General features: G+C 30.8%; 13 protein-coding genes. 10 read left to right on the top strand and 3 right to left on the bottom strand.

Going from position 1 to position 19,443, the window contains the following annotated elements; all coding sequences use genetic code 11:
- Window positions 1-1,044: 1,044 nt before the first annotated feature.
- Both murB and DPIF8902391_RS10680 read right to left on the bottom strand, forming a co-directional pair.
- Window positions 1,045-2,052: a UDP-N-acetylmuramate dehydrogenase gene (gene murB / locus DPIF8902391_RS10685; RefSeq protein ID WP_172505814.1), complete on the bottom strand. Its 1,008-nt coding sequence runs from the start codon at window positions 2,050-2,052 to the stop codon at window positions 1,045-1,047.
- 11 nt (window positions 2,053-2,063) lie between these two features.
- Window positions 2,064-3,260, bottom strand: a complete 1,197-nt coding sequence (locus DPIF8902391_RS10680) for a pyridoxal phosphate-dependent aminotransferase (protein ID WP_058885132.1) — start codon at window positions 3,258-3,260, stop codon at window positions 2,064-2,066.
- A 127-nt stretch (window positions 3,261-3,387) separates the two neighbouring features.
- Here DPIF8902391_RS10680 and DPIF8902391_RS10675 point away from each other — a divergent pair, with 127 nt between their 5' ends.
- Window positions 3,388-4,725 carry a pepsin/retropepsin-like aspartic protease family protein gene (locus DPIF8902391_RS10675; RefSeq protein WP_058885131.1) on the top strand — a complete coding sequence of 446 codons (1,338 nt, stop codon included), beginning with the start codon at window positions 3,388-3,390 and terminating at the stop codon, window positions 4,723-4,725.
- 81 nt (window positions 4,726-4,806) lie between these two features.
- Here DPIF8902391_RS10675 and DPIF8902391_RS10670 read toward each other — a convergent pair whose 3' ends face one another.
- Complete coding sequence (locus DPIF8902391_RS10670) at window positions 4,807-5,199, bottom strand: DUF1573 domain-containing protein (protein ID WP_172505813.1); 393 nt, start codon at window positions 5,197-5,199, stop codon at window positions 4,807-4,809.
- A gap of 185 nt (window positions 5,200-5,384) precedes the next feature.
- On the opposite strand from DPIF8902391_RS10670, the gene DPIF8902391_RS10665 reads away from it, so the two are divergent.
- From DPIF8902391_RS10665 to DPIF8902391_RS10625, 9 genes are all read left to right on the top strand, one after another.
- Window positions 5,385-8,021, top strand: a complete 2,637-nt coding sequence (locus DPIF8902391_RS10665) for a valine--tRNA ligase (RefSeq protein WP_172505812.1) — start codon at window positions 5,385-5,387, stop codon at window positions 8,019-8,021.
- Between the two features lie 484 nt (window positions 8,022-8,505).
- Entirely contained in the window at window positions 8,506-9,363 is an 858-nt protein-coding gene (locus tag DPIF8902391_RS10660) for a hydroxymethylglutaryl-CoA lyase (RefSeq protein WP_058885128.1), read from the top strand.
- Between the two features lie 8 nt (window positions 9,364-9,371).
- A complete protein-coding gene (locus DPIF8902391_RS10655; protein WP_058885127.1) occupies window positions 9,372-10,187 on the top strand; it encodes a hypothetical protein in 816 nt (271 codons plus the stop codon).
- Window positions 10,188-10,243: 56 nt separating this feature from the next.
- On the top strand, window positions 10,244-11,809 hold the full coding sequence (locus DPIF8902391_RS10650; protein ID WP_058885126.1) for a bifunctional metallophosphatase/5'-nucleotidase: 1,566 nt from the start codon (window positions 10,244-10,246) through the stop codon (window positions 11,807-11,809).
- 130 nt (window positions 11,810-11,939) lie between these two features.
- Window positions 11,940-13,178: a DUF4856 domain-containing protein gene (locus tag DPIF8902391_RS10645; protein ID WP_058885125.1), complete on the top strand. Its 1,239-nt coding sequence runs from the start codon at window positions 11,940-11,942 to the stop codon at window positions 13,176-13,178.
- A 77-nt stretch (window positions 13,179-13,255) separates the two neighbouring features.
- On the top strand, window positions 13,256-14,374 hold the full coding sequence (locus DPIF8902391_RS10640; protein WP_058885124.1) for an imelysin family protein: 1,119 nt from the start codon (window positions 13,256-13,258) through the stop codon (window positions 14,372-14,374).
- 47 nt (window positions 14,375-14,421) lie between these two features.
- Complete coding sequence (locus tag DPIF8902391_RS10635) at window positions 14,422-15,399, top strand: sterol desaturase family protein (protein WP_083501070.1); 978 nt, start codon at window positions 14,422-14,424, stop codon at window positions 15,397-15,399.
- A 3-nt stretch (window positions 15,400-15,402) separates the two neighbouring features.
- Window positions 15,403-17,892, top strand: coding sequence for a TonB-dependent receptor domain-containing protein (locus DPIF8902391_RS10630; protein ID WP_172505811.1), 2,490 nt, complete (start codon window positions 15,403-15,405; stop codon window positions 17,890-17,892).
- 93 nt (window positions 17,893-17,985) lie between these two features.
- A complete protein-coding gene (locus DPIF8902391_RS10625) occupies window positions 17,986-19,359 on the top strand; it encodes an HTTM domain-containing protein (RefSeq protein ID WP_172505810.1) in 1,374 nt (457 codons plus the stop codon).
- Window positions 19,360-19,443 lie beyond the last annotated feature (84 nt).

Raw genomic sequence — 19,443 nt, 5'->3', positions numbered from 1 at the left:
ATGTATCGAGAACTTTTTTAGTATCAACAGAAAACAATTCAAATTCTCGATACTATTTTAATTCCTTCTAGTCATTAAAATCACTCGAATTGACAATAATCATCAAAAATAACTGTCAGTTCGAGTGTTTTTTCCTTCAAAAAAATGTATCGAGAACTTTTTTAGTATCAACAAAAAACAATTCAAATTCTCGATACTATTTTAATTCTTTTCAGTCATTAAAATCACTCGAATTGACAAGAATTATCAAAATAACTGTCAGTTCGAGTGTTTTTTTCCTTCAAAAAAATGTATCGAGAACTTTTTTAGTATCAACAGAAAACAATTCAAATTCTCGATACTATTTTAATTCCTTCTAGTCATTAAAATCACTCGAATTGACAAGAATTATCAAAATAACTGTCAGTTCGAGTGTTTTTTTCTTTCAAAAAATGTATCGAGAACTTTTTAAGTATCAACAGAAAACAATTCAAATTCTCGATACTATTTTAATTCCTTTCAGTCATTAAAATCACTCGAATTGACAAGAATCATCAAAAAAAAACGGTTAGTTCGAGTGTTTTTTTCCTTCAAAAAATGTATTGAGAACTTTTTAAATATCAACAGAAAACAATTCAAATTCTCGATACAATTTTAATTCCTTTCAGTCATTAAAATCACTCGAATTGACAAGGATCATCAAAAAAAATGGTTAGTTCGAGTGTTTTTTTCCTTCAAAAAATGTATCGAGAACTTTTTTATCATCAAAAGAAAACAATTCAAATTCTCGATACATTTTTAATTCCTTTCAGTCATTAAAATCACTCGAATTGACAAGAATCATTAAAATAACTGTCAGTTCGAGTGTTTTTTTTCCTTCAAAAAAATGTATCGAGAACTTTTTTATCATCAAAAGAAAACAATTCAAATTCTCGATACAATTTTAATTCCTTTCAGTCATTAAAATCACTCGAATTGACAAGGATTATCAAAAGAACTGTCAGTTCGAGTGTTTTTTTCTTTCAAAAAAATGTATCGAGAACTTTTTTATCATCAAAAGAAATATTAAATAATATTTACTTCAATTTCTAAATCAATTTGAAAAGTATCTTTAATTGTTGCTTGAATTTTTTGTGCTAGTTCGTAAATTTCTTTACCCGTTGCATTTGCATAATTAACAAGTACTAAAGCTTGTTTTTCATGCACGCCACAAGCACCAAAACGCTTTGCTTTAAAACCACATTGCTCAATTAACCATCCCGCAGGAACTTTTACTTCTGTTTTTGAAATTTCGTAATGAGGCATTAACGGAAACTGATTGATAAGTGTTTCAAAGTGGTTTTTTGAAATTACAGGGTTTTTAAAAAAACTACCGCTATTTCCAATTTTTTTAGGATCTGGTAATTTTGATTTTCGAATGGCAATAATAGCATCCGAAATATTTTTTATAGTTGGGTTTACAATGTTTTTTGACGTAAATTCCGCTTCAATAGCACCGTAAGAAGTGTTTAGTTTATGTTCTTTTTTGCTAAGTTTAAAACAAACCGAAGTAATAATATATTTGCCTTTCGAAGCATTTTTAAAAATAGAATTTCGGTAGCCAAAATTACAATCTTCATTAGAAAAACAGACTAATTTACCTGTTTCAATTTCAATAGCTTCTACTCGAGTAATCGTATCTTTAACCTCTACTCCATAAGCACCAATATTTTGGATAGGGCAGGTGCCTACATTTCCTGGAATAAGTGATAAATTTTCAATACCACCATAATTTTGAGAAACACACCAAAGTACAAAATCGTGCCAATTTTCACCAGCATTTACGGTTATGTAAATATCGTTGTCATTTTCTCTATCAATAGAAATTCCTTTTAAATTAATATGAACAACTAACTTTTCAATATCTTTAGTTAGTAGCATATTGCTACCGCCAGAAATTAAAAATAAGTCTTTTTCTGATTTTAAAAGTTGTTGTAAACTATAAAGTGAATCGATACTAACAAAACGTTTGGCATTAACATGAATGCCAAACGTATTGTATTTTTTTAAGGATATGTTTTGTTGAATATTCAATGAATATGTATTTATGATCTTTTTTTGTATGCTGTTAAAGCTATTTTTAAAATCTCTACAGAACGAATTAAATCAACTTTATTTAATACATACGCCATACGAATTTGGTTTTTACCTTCTCCTGGTGTAGAATAAAATCCACTAGCAGGGGCAACCATAATAGTTTGGTTATTGTCGTTGAAATCTTCTAAAATCCATTGTGCAAAATGATCGGCATCAGCTACAGGTAATTCTGCAACACAGTAAAAAGCTCCTTTAGGATTTGCAACTTTTACACCATCTACTTTTTGTAATTCAGAAATTAATGTATTTCTACGTTCTTGATATTCTTCAATAACTTGTTCAAAATAACTTTGAGGCGTGTCTAAAGCGGCTTCACTCGCTAATAAAGCGTAGGTTGGAGGGCTTAAACGAGCTTGTGCAAATTTAAGAGCCGTGTTGATAAATTCTTCATTTCTAGAAACAATACATCCAATTCTTGCACCGCACATACTGTAACGCTTAGAAACAGAATCAATAACAATAGCGTTTTGTTCTAAACCATCTAAAGTCATTACTGAATTGTGCTTTTCACCATCATAAGTAAACTCACGATACACTTCATCAGCAATTAAAAATAAATCGTGTTTTAAAACAATTTGCTTTAATTTTTCAATTTCAGCTTCGCTATATAAATAACCAGTTGGGTTACCAGGGTTGCAAATTAAAATTGCTTTTGTTTTTGGTGTAATTAATTTCTCGAACTCTTCAATAGCAGGTAAGGCAAAATTATCTTCTATTTTAGAAATTACAGGAACTACTTTGACTCCTGATGCAGTAGAAAAACCGTTGTAGTTGGCATAAAAAGGCTCAGGAATAATAATTTCATCACCCGGATCGGTAATACTACCAATGGTAAATAATAACGCTTCAGAACCACCTGTGGTAGCAATAATATTACTTGCTTTTACATGAATATCATTCTTAGCATAATATGCAGCTAACTTTGTACGGTACTGCTCAGAACCTTCAGAACGTGCGTACGATAATACTTCAATTGTATTATTTTTAACAGCATCTAAAGCTACCTGAGGTGTTTTAATATCAGGCTGACCAATATTCAAATGAAACACTTTTGTTCCGTTTTTTTTAGCGGCCTCAGCAAAAGGAACCAATTTACGAATTGGTGATTGAGGCATAGAATTCCCTTTTATAGAAATAGCAGGCATAGTATATAATTTATAGTTGTTTGATATGCAAATTTGCAATTTTTATTTGAAAAAAATAGCCCTTATTTCTTAAAAAAACAAAATTTTGAAAATATAAATATGTATCTTAATGCAAAAATTGAAATGAATGACTTTAATCAAAAAAATAAGCTTCTTTTTTGCTGTCTTTTGTAGTGTGATTTCCTTTTCTCAAAATAACTTTATGTTTTTAGGGAGTCAAACAAAAAAACAGGTAGTGCGTTTTAAATTAATAAATAATTTAATTGTTATGCCTGTGTCGGTTAACGGGCAAAAACTATCTTTTATTTTAGATACAGGCGTAGGGAATACCTTGTTATTTAATCTGACAAAAAAAGATAGTTTAAAATTGAATAATGTAAAAAAAGTACTGCTTCGTGGTTTGGGGGGCGGTGCTCCTGTTACGGCATTGATTTCAACAAAAAATGAACTAAAACTTAATACTATTGTAGGAAATAATCAAGATTTGTTTGTTGTTTTAACCGAAGATTTTAATTTGTCAGCAAAAATGGGAACAACTATTCATGGCATTATTGGCTATGATTTATTAAAAGATGTTATTGCTGAAATTAATTATAAAACCTCAAAAATTATTTTTTATAATCCGAAGAAATATCAGCAAAAAAAATGCAGAAAATGTGAAGCATTTCCGCTGCGTTTTTATCGTAAAAAACCTTATATCGATGTTGCCGTTAAAGTTGATACCGTAGGTAATTTGGTAACGCCTGTAAAAATGTTAATAGATACAGGCGGTAGCGATGCGATGTGGTTGTTTGAAAACACAAAACAGGTACTAAAAACTCCAATAAAGCATTTTAATGATGTTTTAGGTGAAGGGCTTAGCGGAACTGTTTACGGAAAACGAAGTAAAATCCCCGCTATTTTGCTGGGTAATTATGAAATTAAGACTCCTACGGTTTCTTTTTTAGATAAAACATCAACCATCAATGCCAGGCGTTTTAAGGAACGAAATGGGAGTATAGGTGGTGCTATTTTAAAGCGCTTTAAAGTTTGGATAGATTATCCGAATAAAAAGCTGCTATTAAAGAAAAATGCGTCTTTAAAAAAAGGTTTTTATTATAATATGAGTGGTTTACAGCTTATTCATGATGGGCAAGAATTGGTAAAAGAAGAAGTTACTGCTAAAAGTGCAACTGCAGATAGTCATCAAAATAATGGGCGTATTATTTCTTTAAGTACAAAATATCAATACAAATTTAAACCTTCTTTTAAAATTGATCAGGTTTTAACCGATTCGCCAGCAGGTAAAGCAGGTTTGCAAAAAGGCGATATTATCAAAAAAATAAATAATAGGGCAGCCTATCAATATGAGTTAGGTGAAATAATAGCGATGTTTCAGCAAAAACCTTCTAAGAAAATAAAAATGACGGTAAAAAGAGGTGAAAAAAATCTTAAATTTGAATTCAGATTAAAACAACGGCTATAAAAAAAGTGCCAATTTTTACATTGGCACTTTTAAGTGTTTTATAAATTTATAAAACTGAATTATAACAGTTTTAACATTATATTATAACGATTTAGCTTTTACAGCAGCATCTTTTTTAGCAATAAAACCTTTAATTTTAATTCTTTTTCTTTTGTTTTTAGCATTCGAAACAACCGTTAAAGTTTTAGAAAAACCTCCTGGTCTTTTTGTGTCGTAAGAAACTTCAATCTGTCCTTTTTGTCCTGGCATAATTGGTGCTTCGGGTTTTTTAGGAACTGTACATCCGCAGGCAGAAATAATATCTTTAATAATAATAGGTTCATCACCAATATTGGTAAATTCAAAGGTACGTTTTCCTTCTGAAGCAATGCCTACTTTTCCGTAGTCAATAGTTTCTGTTTCAAACTTAAATTCTTGTGCGTTTACTGTTAGGGTAATTAAACAAACAGCGATAAATGATAAAATTCTTTTCATAATTAGTAAAGTTAATTTAGGAAATGACTCCGTTACAAATTTAATATTTTTTTAGTTTTAAAAAAAAACCAACACCTAATTTTTTATACTTCTATAGATAATTGTATTTTTGTTTTTTTTAATTCAAAAATAATGCCAAAGCATAAGTAAGTGAATTATTTATGGCATAAATATACATAAAACATATGAATATTCCATCAAAATACGATTCTAAAGAAGTAGAAGGAAAGTGGTACGATTACTGGATGAAACATAATTATTTTCATTCTGAAGTAGATGATCGTGAACCTTACACCATTGTAATACCACCACCTAATGTAACAGGAGTATTGCATATGGGGCACATGTTAAACAACACAATTCAGGATGTTTTAATCCGTCGTGCGCGTTTACAAGGGAAAAATGCGTGTTGGGTTCCTGGAACCGATCACGCCTCAATTGCTACCGAAGCAAAAGTGGTAGCAAAATTAAAAGAACAAGGAATCGATAAAAATGACTTAACTCGTGAAGAATTCTTAGCGCATGCTTGGGAATGGAAAAATGAGTATGGAGGAATCATTTTAGAGCAACTTAAAAAAATCGGTGCTTCTTGTGATTGGGAACGTACCTCTTTTACGATGGATCCTGAAATGTCGGAATCTGTAATTAAAGTTTTTGTTGATTTATATAATAAAGGCTTAATTTACCGTGGTTATAGAATGGTAAATTGGGATCCTGAAGCAAAAACAACGTTATCTGATGAAGAAGTTATTCATGTTGAAAAACAAGGAAATCTTTATTATTTAGAATATAAAATTGAAGGTTCTGACGAAAAATTAACTATTGCAACCACACGTCCTGAAACTATTTTTGGAGATGCTGCAATTTGTATCAACCCGAATGATGAACGTTTTACGCATTTAAAAGGTAAAAAAGCAATTGTACCTTTATGTAACAGAGTTATTCCTATTATTGAAGATGAATATGTCGATGTTGAATTTGGTACAGGATGTTTAAAAGTAACGCCTGCACACGATCAAAACGATAAAGTTTTAGGTGAAAAGCATAAATTAGAAGTAATTGATATTTTTAACGAGGATGCTTCTTTAAATTCTTTCGGATTACATTATCAAGGAAAAGATCGTTTTGTAGCGCGTAAATTAGTAGCTAAAGAACTAGAAGAAAATGGTGTTTTAGTGAAAACGGAAGTCCACATGAATAAAGTAGGAACTTCGGAAAGAACTAAAGCTGTTATTGAACCAAGATTGTCAGATCAATGGTTTTTAAAGATGGAAGATTTAGCAAAACCTGCTATTGAGGCTGTTTTAGGTGAAGATAGCGAGGTTAAATTATATCCAAAGAAATTTGAAAACACGTACCGTCATTGGATGGAAAACATCCGTGATTGGAATATTTCGCGTCAATTATGGTGGGGACAACAAATTCCTGCGTATTTCTATGGCGATGGAAAAGAAGATTTTGTGGTAGCAAATAGCATCGAAGAAGCGGTTGTTTTAGCAAAAGAAAGAACTGGAAAAGCTGATTTAGTTGTAACCGATTTAAAACAAGATGAAGATGCCTTAGATACTTGGTTTTCTTCTTGGTTATGGCCAATGTCTGTTTTTGATGGAATTAATAATCCTGAAAATGAAGAAATCAAATATTATTATCCAACAAACGATTTAGTTACAGGACCAGATATTTTATTTTTCTGGGTAGCTCGTATGATTGTTGCAGGATACGAATATAAAGATGAAAAGCCTTTTGAGAACGTTTATTTAACAGGTTTGGTACGTGATAAACAACGTAGAAAAATGTCTAAATCGTTAGGGAATTCACCTGATGCTTTAAAATTAATTGAAGATTATAGTGCCGATGGTGTTCGTGTAGGATTATTATTAAGTTCTGCTGCGGGGAACGATTTAATGTTCGATGAAGATTTATGTAAGCAAGGAAAAGGGTTTTCAAATAAAATTTGGAATGCTTTTCGTTTAGTTACAGGTTGGGAAATTGATGCAACTATTGAACAGCCTGAATCAGCAAAAATTGGTTTAGAATGGTATAATGCAAAGTTTCAAACTGTGTTAGCTGAAATTGAAGATCATTTTTCTAAATATCGTTTATCGGATGCTTTAATGGCAATTTATAAACTAATTATGGATGATTTTTCTTCATGGTTATTAGAAGCTGTAAAACCAGCATATCAGCAACCAATTGACAAGAAAACATTTGATGCGGTAATTGCTATTTTTGAAGATAATTTAAAAGTATTACATCCGTTTATGCCTTTCTTATCCGAAGAAATTTGGCAACATATTACTGACAGAACGCCAGAAGAAGCGTTAATTATTGCTAAATATCCTGAGTTTAAAAAAGTAGATACGGCAATTATTAGTGAATTTGAATTTGCTACGGATGTTGTATCAGGAATTAGAACTATCAGAAAAAATAAAAATATTTCTTTTAAAGATGCTGTTGAATTATCAGTGGTAAATAATGAAAATTTCACCAATAAATTTGATGTTTTAATTGAAAAATTAACCAACGCATCAACAATTAACTATGTTTCTGAAAAAGTTGACGGAGCTTCGTTTAGGGTAAAATCGAACCAATATTTTATTCCTGTTGCTGAAGAAGAAATTGATGTAGAGGCAGAAACCATTAAGTTAAATGCTGAATTAAAAAGAGCAGAAGGTTTCTTATTCGGAATTCAAAAGAAATTATCAAATGAGCGTTTTGTAAGCAATGCACCAGATCAGGTAATTGTTATTGAACGTAAAAAAGAATCAGATACTTTAGCGAAGATTGAAACTATTAAAAGTAGTTTAGCTTCTTTAAAATAATCTTTAAAAAGATTCTTTTAGTGTATAAAAAAAACCTCGATAATTTTATAATTATCGAGGTTTTTTGTGTTTATTTTGATTCGTTTTTATTAATAATATCGCCAGAACCAACTTTCTGAGTCAACTAAAGAGTTTTCAAAATAGCTGTTAAATTAATATTTCCATCCCCACTAATTGAAATTTTTTCAGAATATAATACGCTGTATTATACATTGCTTTATAATAGTTGTTATAGATTTGCATTTGTGCAGTGCTATCTCCTTTTTTACAGCGAACTATTAGTTGGTCGATATGTGTTTTTTTAGTCTTTAAAGCTATCATTCTATAATAGAGACTGTTCGGTTTTTGAATTGTGACAGTTTATTTAAAAGTATAAAAAAAGTGTTAAATTTTGAATAAAAGAGGAATGTAATTTATTGTGAAATTAACAATATCACAGCAAAACAGGGCATATAAACGAATCAAAATATGTATATTTGGCATAATGATTGACAGTATAAAAATTATAGAATGCCCACGAGATGCAATGCAGGGAATAAAAAGTCATTTTATTCCTACCCAGGCAAAGGTTAAATATATCAATTCGCTACTAAAAGTAGGTTTTGATACGATTGATTTTGGAAGTTTTGTATCGCCTAAAGCAATCCCTCAAATGAGAGATACTGCTGCGGTTTTATCACAGTTAGATTTATCAAAAACAACGAGTAAATTATTGGCAATTGTAGCCAATGTAAGAGGTGCAAACGATGCCGCTCAATTTGAAGAAATTAATTATTTAGGCTATCCTTTTTCGATATCTGAAAATTTTCAAATGCGAAATACGCACAAAACAATTGAACAATCGTTAGATACTTTAAAAGAAGTATTATCAATCGCGAACAGAAGTAATAAAGAGGTTGTAACGTATATGTCAATGGGTTTTGGAAACCCTTATGGTGATCCTTGGAATGTAGATATTGTAGGTGAATGGACCGAAAAACTAGCTAATTTAGGCGTTAAAATAGTATCATTATCAGACACGGTTGGTAGCTCAACGCCTGAGGATATAAGTTATTTGTTTTCAAATTTAATACCGAGTTATCCGGCAATTGAATTTGGTGCTCATTTACATACAACGCCTGTAAAATGGCACGAAAAAGTAGATGCAGCTTTTAAGGCAGGGTGCAAGCGTTTTGATGGCGCTATTATGGGCTACGGAGGTTGCCCAATGGCTAAGGATGAATTAACAGGTAATATGCCAACAGAAAAATTATTATCTTATTTTACGGTTCAAAAAGCAGTGACCAATATAAAACCAATGAGTTTTGAAAGTGCTTACAATAAAGCGCTTGAACTTTTTTAAAAAAAAATATGAAATTTAAAAATATACTTTTTTTCTTTTTAACTCTTTTTTGTCAAGCTCTTTTTTGTCAAGATTCAATTGATGAACGAATAGGAGTGTGGCAAATAAATAAAGGAGTTTTAGTTATTAATAAGTCAAATAAAAATGATTTAGCAAATGATTACTGGAAGGAATTTTATCGAATTTTCCCTAAAGAATTAACAACAAAATACATTAAACGCCTAGTTTTAATGACCGATGGCGAACAAGAAAAAGTAGGTGCATTGGTATCGTTAAATTCTAGAAACGATAAATGGCAATTAGAAATAGATGTTAAAGATGTAAATTTAAAAACCAGGGATAAAAAAATATTGTACGAATCTGTTTATACCATGGTGCATGAATTTGGGCATTTATTAACACTAAATAAAACCCAAATAAGACCTACAAATAAAAGAAAACAAGAAGAGGGAGAGTTGTATTTAACTCATGAAGGTGAGGCGTATCGAAAAAGTTATATCAATAGGTTTGTAAATTTATTTTGGAAAGGGAAATTATTAAACCGATGGGATGTTATTCAGCGAGATTATTGCTATACAGAAGCAAATTGTGTTGATAAACTATTTGATTTATACCAAGATAATTCATCTGAATTTTTAACAGATTATGCTGTTGAAAGCCCCGAAGAAGATATTGTTGAAAGTTGGACAGCATTTGTTTTAAGACCAAGAATAAGAAAGCCTAGAACCATTGCGCATAAAAAAAGAAATTTCTTCTATCAATTTCCTGAATTAGTAGCATATCGTAAAATAATTAGACAAAACACGCGTAAATACCTTCATTAGGGTGTTTTTTATTGTCGTAATGATTTTGTGGAAAATTAAGTATCAAAAATAAATCAATGAAACAATTTAAATTCGTATTATTAGCCATAGCAACTGCGCTTGTTGTTAGTTGTGGTTCTTCAAAGCATGCACAAAAGGGTTTTAAAAAGAACTCAAATACGGCATATCTATTTAAAAAAGATTCTTTAAAAACATATTTTAATATCTTACAATTAAACGATGTTTATGAAATAGCACCCATTCAAAGTGGTAAGTTTGGTGGAATGGCACGCGTAGAAACAGTGCATCAAAACTTAAAAAAAGAAACTGAAAATACGATGCTAGTTTTGGCAGGCGATTTTTTAAATCCATCATTAATAGGAGCTATGAAAGTTGACGGATCTCGTGTTAGAGGTCAGCAAATGGTGGAGGTAATGAATGCGATGAATTTTGATTTAGTTGCCATTGGTAATCACGAATTAGACTTAAGTTATACGCATTTACAAGAGCGATTAAATGAAAGTCATTTTGATTGGATTTCATCAAATGTATTGCATAATAAAAATGGACAACATCATTATTTTCATAAAGTAATCAACGGAAAAAAAGAAAGCTTAGAAGATTCATATATCAGAGAATTTTTAAACCCTGATGGTTCAACACTAAAGGTTGGTTTTATTAGTGCTTGTATTGCATCAAACCCAAAAAGTTACGTGTATTATGGTGATGTGTATCAAGAAATAAAAAGAGCTTATAATGAAATAAAAGACCAGGTAGATATTGTTGTAGGTTTAACACATTTAAGTTTAGAACAAGATAAAAAAGTAGCCGAATTATTACCGAATATTCCGTTAATAATGGGAGGGCATGAGCATACCAATAGTTATGATAATGTAGGAAATGTTATTGTTGCTAAAGCAGATGCCAATGCTAAAACAGTTTATATTCACCGTTTTGAATACGATCCTTTAACTAAAAAAGTTCAATTAAAATCAGAATTAAAAGAAATTAATGATAAAATTCCTTCGGATAAAAAAGTAGGTGTTATTGTTGATAAATGGCAAACTGTTTTAAAGAACAAAATTCAAGATATTGTATCGAATCCTTATCAGGTAATTTATAAAACTAAAATTCCTTTAGATGCTAGAGAAACACCTATTAGAAGCAGGCAAACAAATATGGGCGAAATTATAGCAAATTCAATGAGTTTTGCATATAATAATACTGTTGATTGCGCTTTAATAAATGGTGGTTCTGTTCGTATTGACGATGCCTTAGTAGGAGCCATAAGTGTGATAGATATTTTTAGAGTTTTACCCTATGGAGGAGCTATTTTAAAAGTTAAAATTAAAGGAAGCTTATTAAAAGAAGTATTAGAATATGGTGAAAATTCATCAGGTACAGGAGCTTATTTACAGCGTTATAACGCAACAAAAATAGGCGATACTTGGACAATTGGCTCAGAAAGTATTAATGAAAATAAAATATATAGCGTTGCTTTTTCTGATTATTTACTAAAAGGACTTGATATCCCTATGTTATCAGAAAAAAACACTGGAATTCTTAGTGTTTATAGGCCCGAAAACACGGCGCTAAGTGCTGATATTAGAAAGGCGGTAGTTGAGTATCTTAAAAAGAAGTAATTTTCTTTTAATTAGTAAGTTAAGCCTTTTTTAAGTGAAAGTGAATTTTATTTAAAATAAGTCTTAATAAAATTTGTTAAATTAGATTTGTTGTATAAATTTGCATAAAAAATACTAAATATAAAATAAGATGAAAAAAGTTGTTCTATCAATATTTGCAGTTTCTGCATTGTTAATGACCTCATGTACTGAAGAAACAAGCCCTGTTCCTGAAGTCCCTGAAGTAGTTACTCCTGAGGTTGTAAAAGCACCATCAGTATATGAATTTTCAAGAGGTGATAAAAGTACCGTAAGCTATTCAGGTCAACAAACCCGTTTAGATATGCATACACAATTAAAATCAGCATTAGGAGCTGCTTCAACAGCAAAGGTTGATGCAACTGTTTTAAATGCAATGTTTAATCATAAAGAAGGCGTAGCTGATTTTAAAGATGGTTTGGTTTTTGATACTGCTGCTTTAAACGCTTCTTCTAAAAATATTTCAGGAGCTACCGCTTATAGTAAAGATTATAGCGAAGAGGTAAAAACATTTATAAACTCAATTTTTACAGAAGCTGCTAAAAATTCAGGTACAGAAGTTCTGGCTTCAAAAGGAACTGCCGGAATTATGAATAGAAAGGCAGACGGTTCTAAAAAGATTTTAGTAGATGCTAATGGTTTTGAATACGTTCAGGAGTTTTCTAAGAGTTTAATGGGGGCTATGGAATTAGACCAAATTGTAAACAAATATTTAACCACACCTAAATTAGAAGTAGAAAACGATAAGAATAAAGAAGGGAAAGACTATACAGCAATGGAGCACCATTGGGATGAAGCTTTCGGATATTCTGCATTAAGTCATGACGCTTTAGCAATTGCTGATAAAGCAGCTTTAAAAGCAGGTGATTATGCTGCAAACTACCGTTTCTGGGGTGGATATATTTATAGTGCCGATGCTTCTGAAGCAGGTAAAGGTGTTAAAAATAAAGTAATGAATGCTTTCTTAGAAGGTCGTCAAGCAATTGCTAACAAGAAATACGAAGTTAGAGATGCACAAGCTGCTATCATTAAAAAAGGATTGTCGTTAGTATGTGCTATTCGTGCAGTACATTACTTAAATGCTGGTATTGCAAATGTAAATTCTACGGATGATGCTCAAGCACAAGCAGATGCTTTTCACGCATTATCAGAAGGTTTAGGTTTTGTATATAGTTTACAGTTTACAAATAATGGTTCTGACAACCCTTATTTTACAAAAGCTGAGGTAGCTGCAATGGTTGCTAAATTAAAAGCAAATGGTGGTTTATATCAAGATGGTATTGAAGCTGTATTAAAAGAATTATCAGAGAAAATAGCTAAGAAATTTGGTTTTACTGTTGCTCAAGCATAATATTTTTTAAAAATTTGTATAATATAAATAAGCACCTTTCTTTGTAAAGGTGCTTATCTAGTAAATAAAAAGAACCAATGAAAGTACTTAAAATATTAACAAGCGCACTGCTTTTAGTGTTAATGCTTAGTTGTGCTAGTGAAGCGACCAAAGAAGAGAAGGTAGATGAAAAGCAAATGGAATTATTTTTAACCAATATGGTTGATGTCAATATAATTCCTGCTTTTACGAATTTTGGAACAGAACTGAGTAAATTAAATACGAGTTTTACAACATTTTCAACAGCAAGCACTAAAGAAAATTTAGCCGCAGTTAAAGCTCAGTATATAAATACGGCTATTGCTTGGCAAAAAGCTGGTTTATATGAAGGAGGCTCAGGAACTAGAGTAGGACCTTCTGTAGTGACTTATTTAAATCGTTTTGTAAATGTTTTTCCTACCGATAAACAAACTATTGATGAACTTGTAGGGCTTCAAGAAAAGGATGATTCTAATTATAGTCTTTCTTCAAATTTTAAAATTCAAGGATTAGCTGCCTTAGATTTATTATTTTATGACAGTAGTGTTGATGTGTTAGCGGAGTTTTCTGGAGAAAATAAAAACAAGCGTGTTGGGCATGTAACTGCTATTTTAGCTAAAATGATTGAAAAAAATAACGATGTTGTAAGTGGATGGAAAAAAGAACGTGCTAGTTTTATTTCAAATACTTCTATGGCTGCCAACGGGTCGTTTAATAAAATATTAAATGCGTTTTCTGAATATTACGAACAGAAAATCCGTAAAGCAAAATTAGGTGGTCCTTTAGGGAAGTTTACTCAAGGACAAGAATATCCAAAAGATATTGAAGCGCTTTATAGTAAGCAATCTAAAAAATTATTAGTAGCGGCACATTTAGCAATACTTAATTTTTATGAAAATGGAAAAGCACTAAGTTTAAAAACATTATTAAAACAAACGGCTGTTAAAAGTAAAATATCTGGTAAATTATTATCAGATGAGTTATCAGATAAATTAAATGCTGTACAAACTAAGTTAGTCGCAATTCCTGCTACCGACTTTGAAACATTAGTTAAAAAGAAAGATCCTTCTTTGAACCAAGCATATACTTCTTTTGTAACGGTTGTAGCGATGATAAAATCAGAAGTTATTCCTGCATTTGAAGGTACTATAAACTATGTAGATTCTGACGGAGATTAAAGGATATTTAAATGATTAATACTAGCAGCTTATTAAATACTTAAAAAATGTCTTTAAACGAAGTGATTAATATACTAGAGGAGGTGTTAAAAATACCTTTTTTATACCTACTAAATCCACGGAAAAGAATTTACTTTTTGTATTTGGCGAGTGCTATTGTATTGGCATATTATATGTACACTAAAAATAAGATCAAAAGCTCTTTTTGGTCTTATTTATTTCCTTTAAAAAATTGGAAAAGCAGTTCGGCTTATACCGATTATGGGCTGTTGTTTTTTAATGCTTTTGTAAAAGTACTTTTGCTAGCGCCTTATTTTGTTTTCGGCTTATACATCGCTTTTTATACCAAAGAATACTTTCTTACTCAATTTGGTGAAACTCACTGGAAGGTATCTCAATTCACCGTCTTACTTACTTACACTTTTGCAATGACTTTGGTAAACGATTTTATGTCGTTTTTAATTCATTATATTTTTCACAAAGTGCCTTTTTTATGGGAGTTTCATAAAATTCATCATTCGGCAACACATTTAAATCCGCTAACACAATACCGATTACACCCTGTAGAGTTGATTATTAATAACATCAAAAGTATTTTAATATTCGGGCTTATAACAGGTTTTTTTGACTATATTTCTTTTGTTAAAATAAGCAAATTAACTTTTATAGGAGTAAATATATTTAGCTTTATTTTTTTATTCTTTGGATCAAACCTTCGACACTCGCATATTAAACTTACCTATTTTAATTTTTTAGAATATATTTTTATCAGCCCTTTTCAGCATCAAATTCATCATAGTAATAACCAAGAACATTTTGATAAAAATATGGGATCAAAACTAGCCCTTTGGGACTGGCTTTTTGGTACCTTATTACGATCAGAGCAAGTAGGAAATATTTCGTACGGCTTAGGTTTAGGCGATGATAAAAATTATAATACTTTTTTAAAAAATTTATATAAACCATTTACCAACCTTTTTTTTCAAATAAAAGGTTTAATTTTACGCTTTTATAGCTCAAAATAAATTATGAAAATTACTAGAAAAATTGCTGTAACACTAAGTTGTTTATTAAGTACTTGCTTATATTCACAATTTAAAATATCAGGGAAGATTACCAATCAAAAATCAAATTCTGCCATAAAAAATGTAACTGTTTATATTAATAAAGCAGGTGATTTATGGCAAAATTCAAAAGGAAATTATGTAATATCAGATCTAAAACCAGGAGATTATGAACTGGCTTTTTATTCGGAAGATTATCATATTTTAAATAAAAAAGTAACTATTGAAAATGAAAATATCGTTTTAAATGCTTCTTTAAAAAAATTAGAAGAATATTTATCCGAAGTAGTAATAACAGCCCATAAAAAAAAGGTTTTTAGCTTACAAAAACTGCAAGATGTACAAGAGGTTGCTATTTATGCAGGTAAAAAAAGTGAGGTTGTTTTACTAGGAAATACCATCGCCAATTTAGCGACCAATAATGCCCGTCAAATATATTCAAAAGTTGCAGGTTTAAATATCTGGGAAAGCGATGGTGGCGGACTTCAACTAGGAATTGGTGGTAGAGGTTTAGACCCAAACAGAACCTCTAATTTTAACGTGCGTCAAAACGGATATGATATTAGTGCCGATGCTTTAGGATATCCTGAAAATTATTACACACCGCCAACAGAAGCCTTAGAAAAAATTGAAATTGTTCGTGGTGCAGCATCATTACAATACGGTACACAGTTTGGAGGATTGCTAAATTTCAAACTTAAAAAACCTAATAAAAATAAAGAATTTAGCTTGTCGTCAAGGCAAACACTTGCTTCATTTGGCTTGTTTAATTCGTTCAATACTATTAGTGGAACGGTTGGTAAAGTGGGGTATATTGGGTATTTAAACTACAAACGTGGCGATGGCTACAGACCAAATTCTGATTTTAATCAATACAATGCCTTTGCAGGTGTTTATTCGCAATTAAATAAAAAATCGAAACTAGGCGTAGAGCTTACCTATATGGAATATTTGGCGCATCAATCTGGAGGATTATCAGAGACTATGTTCGATAAAAACCCAAAACAATCTAACAGAGCTAGAAACTGGTTTGAAGTAAGATGGTTGTTATCAGCACTACATTTTGACCACAAGTTTTCAAACCAAACCAAGCTTAACCTTAGAGCTTTTACTTTAAATGCAAGCCGAAAAGCCGTTGGTTTTCGTCATTATGAACCTGAAGCAGCAGATCCTGTTTTATCAGATGCTCCTGCCGAACGTGAATTGATTGTAGGTAATTTTAAAACCTTTGGGGCGGAAGCTCGTTTATTACATCATTATGATTTATTTAACAGTGAAGCCACCTTTTTAGCGGGTGCTCGTTATTATCAAGGTAATAATACAGGAAAACAAGGTTTAGGAACCGATAAAACCGATGCTGATTTTAAATTTATTTCTTTAGATAATTATATAAAAAAAAGTTTTTATGATGAAATAACAATTAATAGTTCATCGTATAAATACCCGAATAAAAACGCGGCTGTTTTTATCGAAAATATAATAAAGGTAAGTGATGAATTATCATTTACACCAGGTGTTCGTTTTGAAAATATCAATACAAAAGCAATTGGAAGTTATAGAAATATAAAATCGAATATTGCTGGTGATATCCGTTCTGATGTAACCAAAGAAGAGCATAGAAGTTTGTCACGTAACTTCTTTTTATTAGGATTAGGAACCAGTTATAAGCCTACAGATAAATTAGAATTATACGCAAATTTCTCTCAAAATTATAGATCAATTACTTTTAGTGATATTCGTGTAGTAAGCCCAAATTCGTTGGTGGACCCTAATATAGAGGATGAAAAAGGATTCTCTGTCGATCTAGGTTTAAGAGGTAAATTGGTGAATGTGCTTAAATTTGATGTAACAGGTTTTTACTTAAATTACGACAATCGTCTTGGTGATATTTTAGGAGCAGATCCAAATAGTGGAATTTTAAAACGTATTAGAACCAATGTTGGTAGTGCCGATATTTTAGGCGTTGAATCGTTAGTGCAATGGAAAGTATTGCCTACTTTTAATGTAGAGTCAAACGACCATGATTTGAGTGCTTTTGTAAATTTAGCGGTAATAAAATCGAAATATACCAAACAATATTACCCAACATCAGTTAAAAGTATTGAAGGGAATCAAGTAGAATTTGTGCCTGCGGTAAACTTAAAAACAGGATTGCAATACCGTTATAAAAAACTTGGAACTTCGTTACAATACAGTTATTTATCAAAACAATTTACCGATGCGTCAAATGCTTTAGCGCAAGGAGGTAATGGAACGGTTGGTGAAATTCCTTCTTTTCAAATTATGGACCTATCGTTTAGCTATGATTATTCAAAAAGATGGAGTTTTGAAGCAGGGGTAAATAATATGCTAAACAATTCTTACTTTACCCGTAGAGCAACAGGATATCCAGGACCAGGAATTATACCTTCTGACCCAAGATCTTTTTACGGAACTATTGAATTTAAATTATAAATTCAAATCAATTTAAGATTAAAGTAAAGCGTTTCTGTTTTTTATAAAATAGAAACGCTTTTTTTAAAATTAGCGGCCTTTTTTCAATAAAAAATGCAAAAAAAAACATATTTAGACATACAAACAAATGCGGCTCCTTTAGCGGTTTTTAGACTGTTATTCGGTATTATGATGCTTGCCAGTATTGTACGATTTTGGTATAACGGATGGATAGAAACATTATATATTGACCCTGAATTTCATTTTTCATACGATGGTTTTCAATGGATAAAACCCTTAGGTCAATACACCTATTTACTGTTTTTTATCTGCGGATTATCAGCCATTTTTATAGCCTTTGGATATAAATATCGCTTGGCAATAATTACGTTTTTTTTAAGTTTCACTTATATTGAATTGATTGATAAAACCACCTATTTAAACCATTATTATTTTATAAGTGTACTTAGTTTTTTGTTGGTTTTTTTACCCGCAAATGCCCGTTTTTCACTAGATAGTTTTATTGCTAAAAAATCCTATAAAAACGTACCTAAATGGACCATTGATAGTATAAAATTGTTATTAGGGATTGTTTATTTTTATGCAGGATTGGCAAAACTAAATTCCGATTGGTTGCTAAGAGCACAGCCTTTAAAAATTTGGCTGCCATCAAAATTTAATTTCCCGTTAATTGGCGGTAATTTAATGCAACAAGAATGGTTTTGTTATGCAATGAGTTGGAGTGGTGCTGCCTATGATTTAACTATTCCTTTTTTATTACTTTGGAAAAAAACACGTTTATTGGCGTTTACAGTAGTTGTGTTTTTTCATGTTTTTACCCGTATTTTATTTCCTATCGGGATGTTTCCTTTTATTATGATTATAGCAACATTAATCTTTTTTGACGCTACATTTCATGAGAAAATAATTGGTTTTATCCGAAGAAAAATAAAAAATCCTTTGGATAAAATAAGAATAAAACATATTGAAAATTATCAATATACAAGCCATTTAAAAAAGCAGGTTATTACAGGGATTGTTGCTGTTCTTTTAGTGTTTCAAGTATTGTTTCCATGGCGATATTTAGCTTATCCTGGTGAATTATTTTGGACAGAAGAAGGTTTTCGTTTTTCATGGCGAGTAATGCTAATGGAAAAAGTAGGTTATGCTAATTTTAAAATTGTAGATCGTAAAACAGGAGCATTTTTTTATGTAGATAATCGCATGTTTTTAACTTCATTTCAAGAAAAACAAATGAGTTTTCAACCCGATTTTATACTAGAATACGCTCATTACTTAGGCAATCATTTCAAGGATAAAGGGCATGAAAATATAGCTGTATATGTGGAGAGTTATGTAACGCTTAATGGTCGTTTAAGTGCTCCTTATATAAACTCGAAAGTAAATTTATACCAAGAAAAAGAAAGTTTTAAACATAAAAAATGGATTCTACCATTTACCAGCGATATCAAAATTAATGGGCTTTAAGTACTTTTTAAATTCATCTGAAAAAAAATATAACATCATTTAAAATAAAAAAAAGTATAAAATTTAAAATACTTATTATAGAAT

The sequence above is a fragment of the Tenacibaculum finnmarkense genomovar ulcerans genome, assembly GCF_900239495.1.
Taxonomy (GTDB): domain Bacteria; phylum Bacteroidota; class Bacteroidia; order Flavobacteriales; family Flavobacteriaceae; genus Polaribacter; species Polaribacter ulcerans.
Note: the sequence above shows the minus strand (reverse complement) of the source record. Positions and strands in the feature narration are given on the sequence as shown.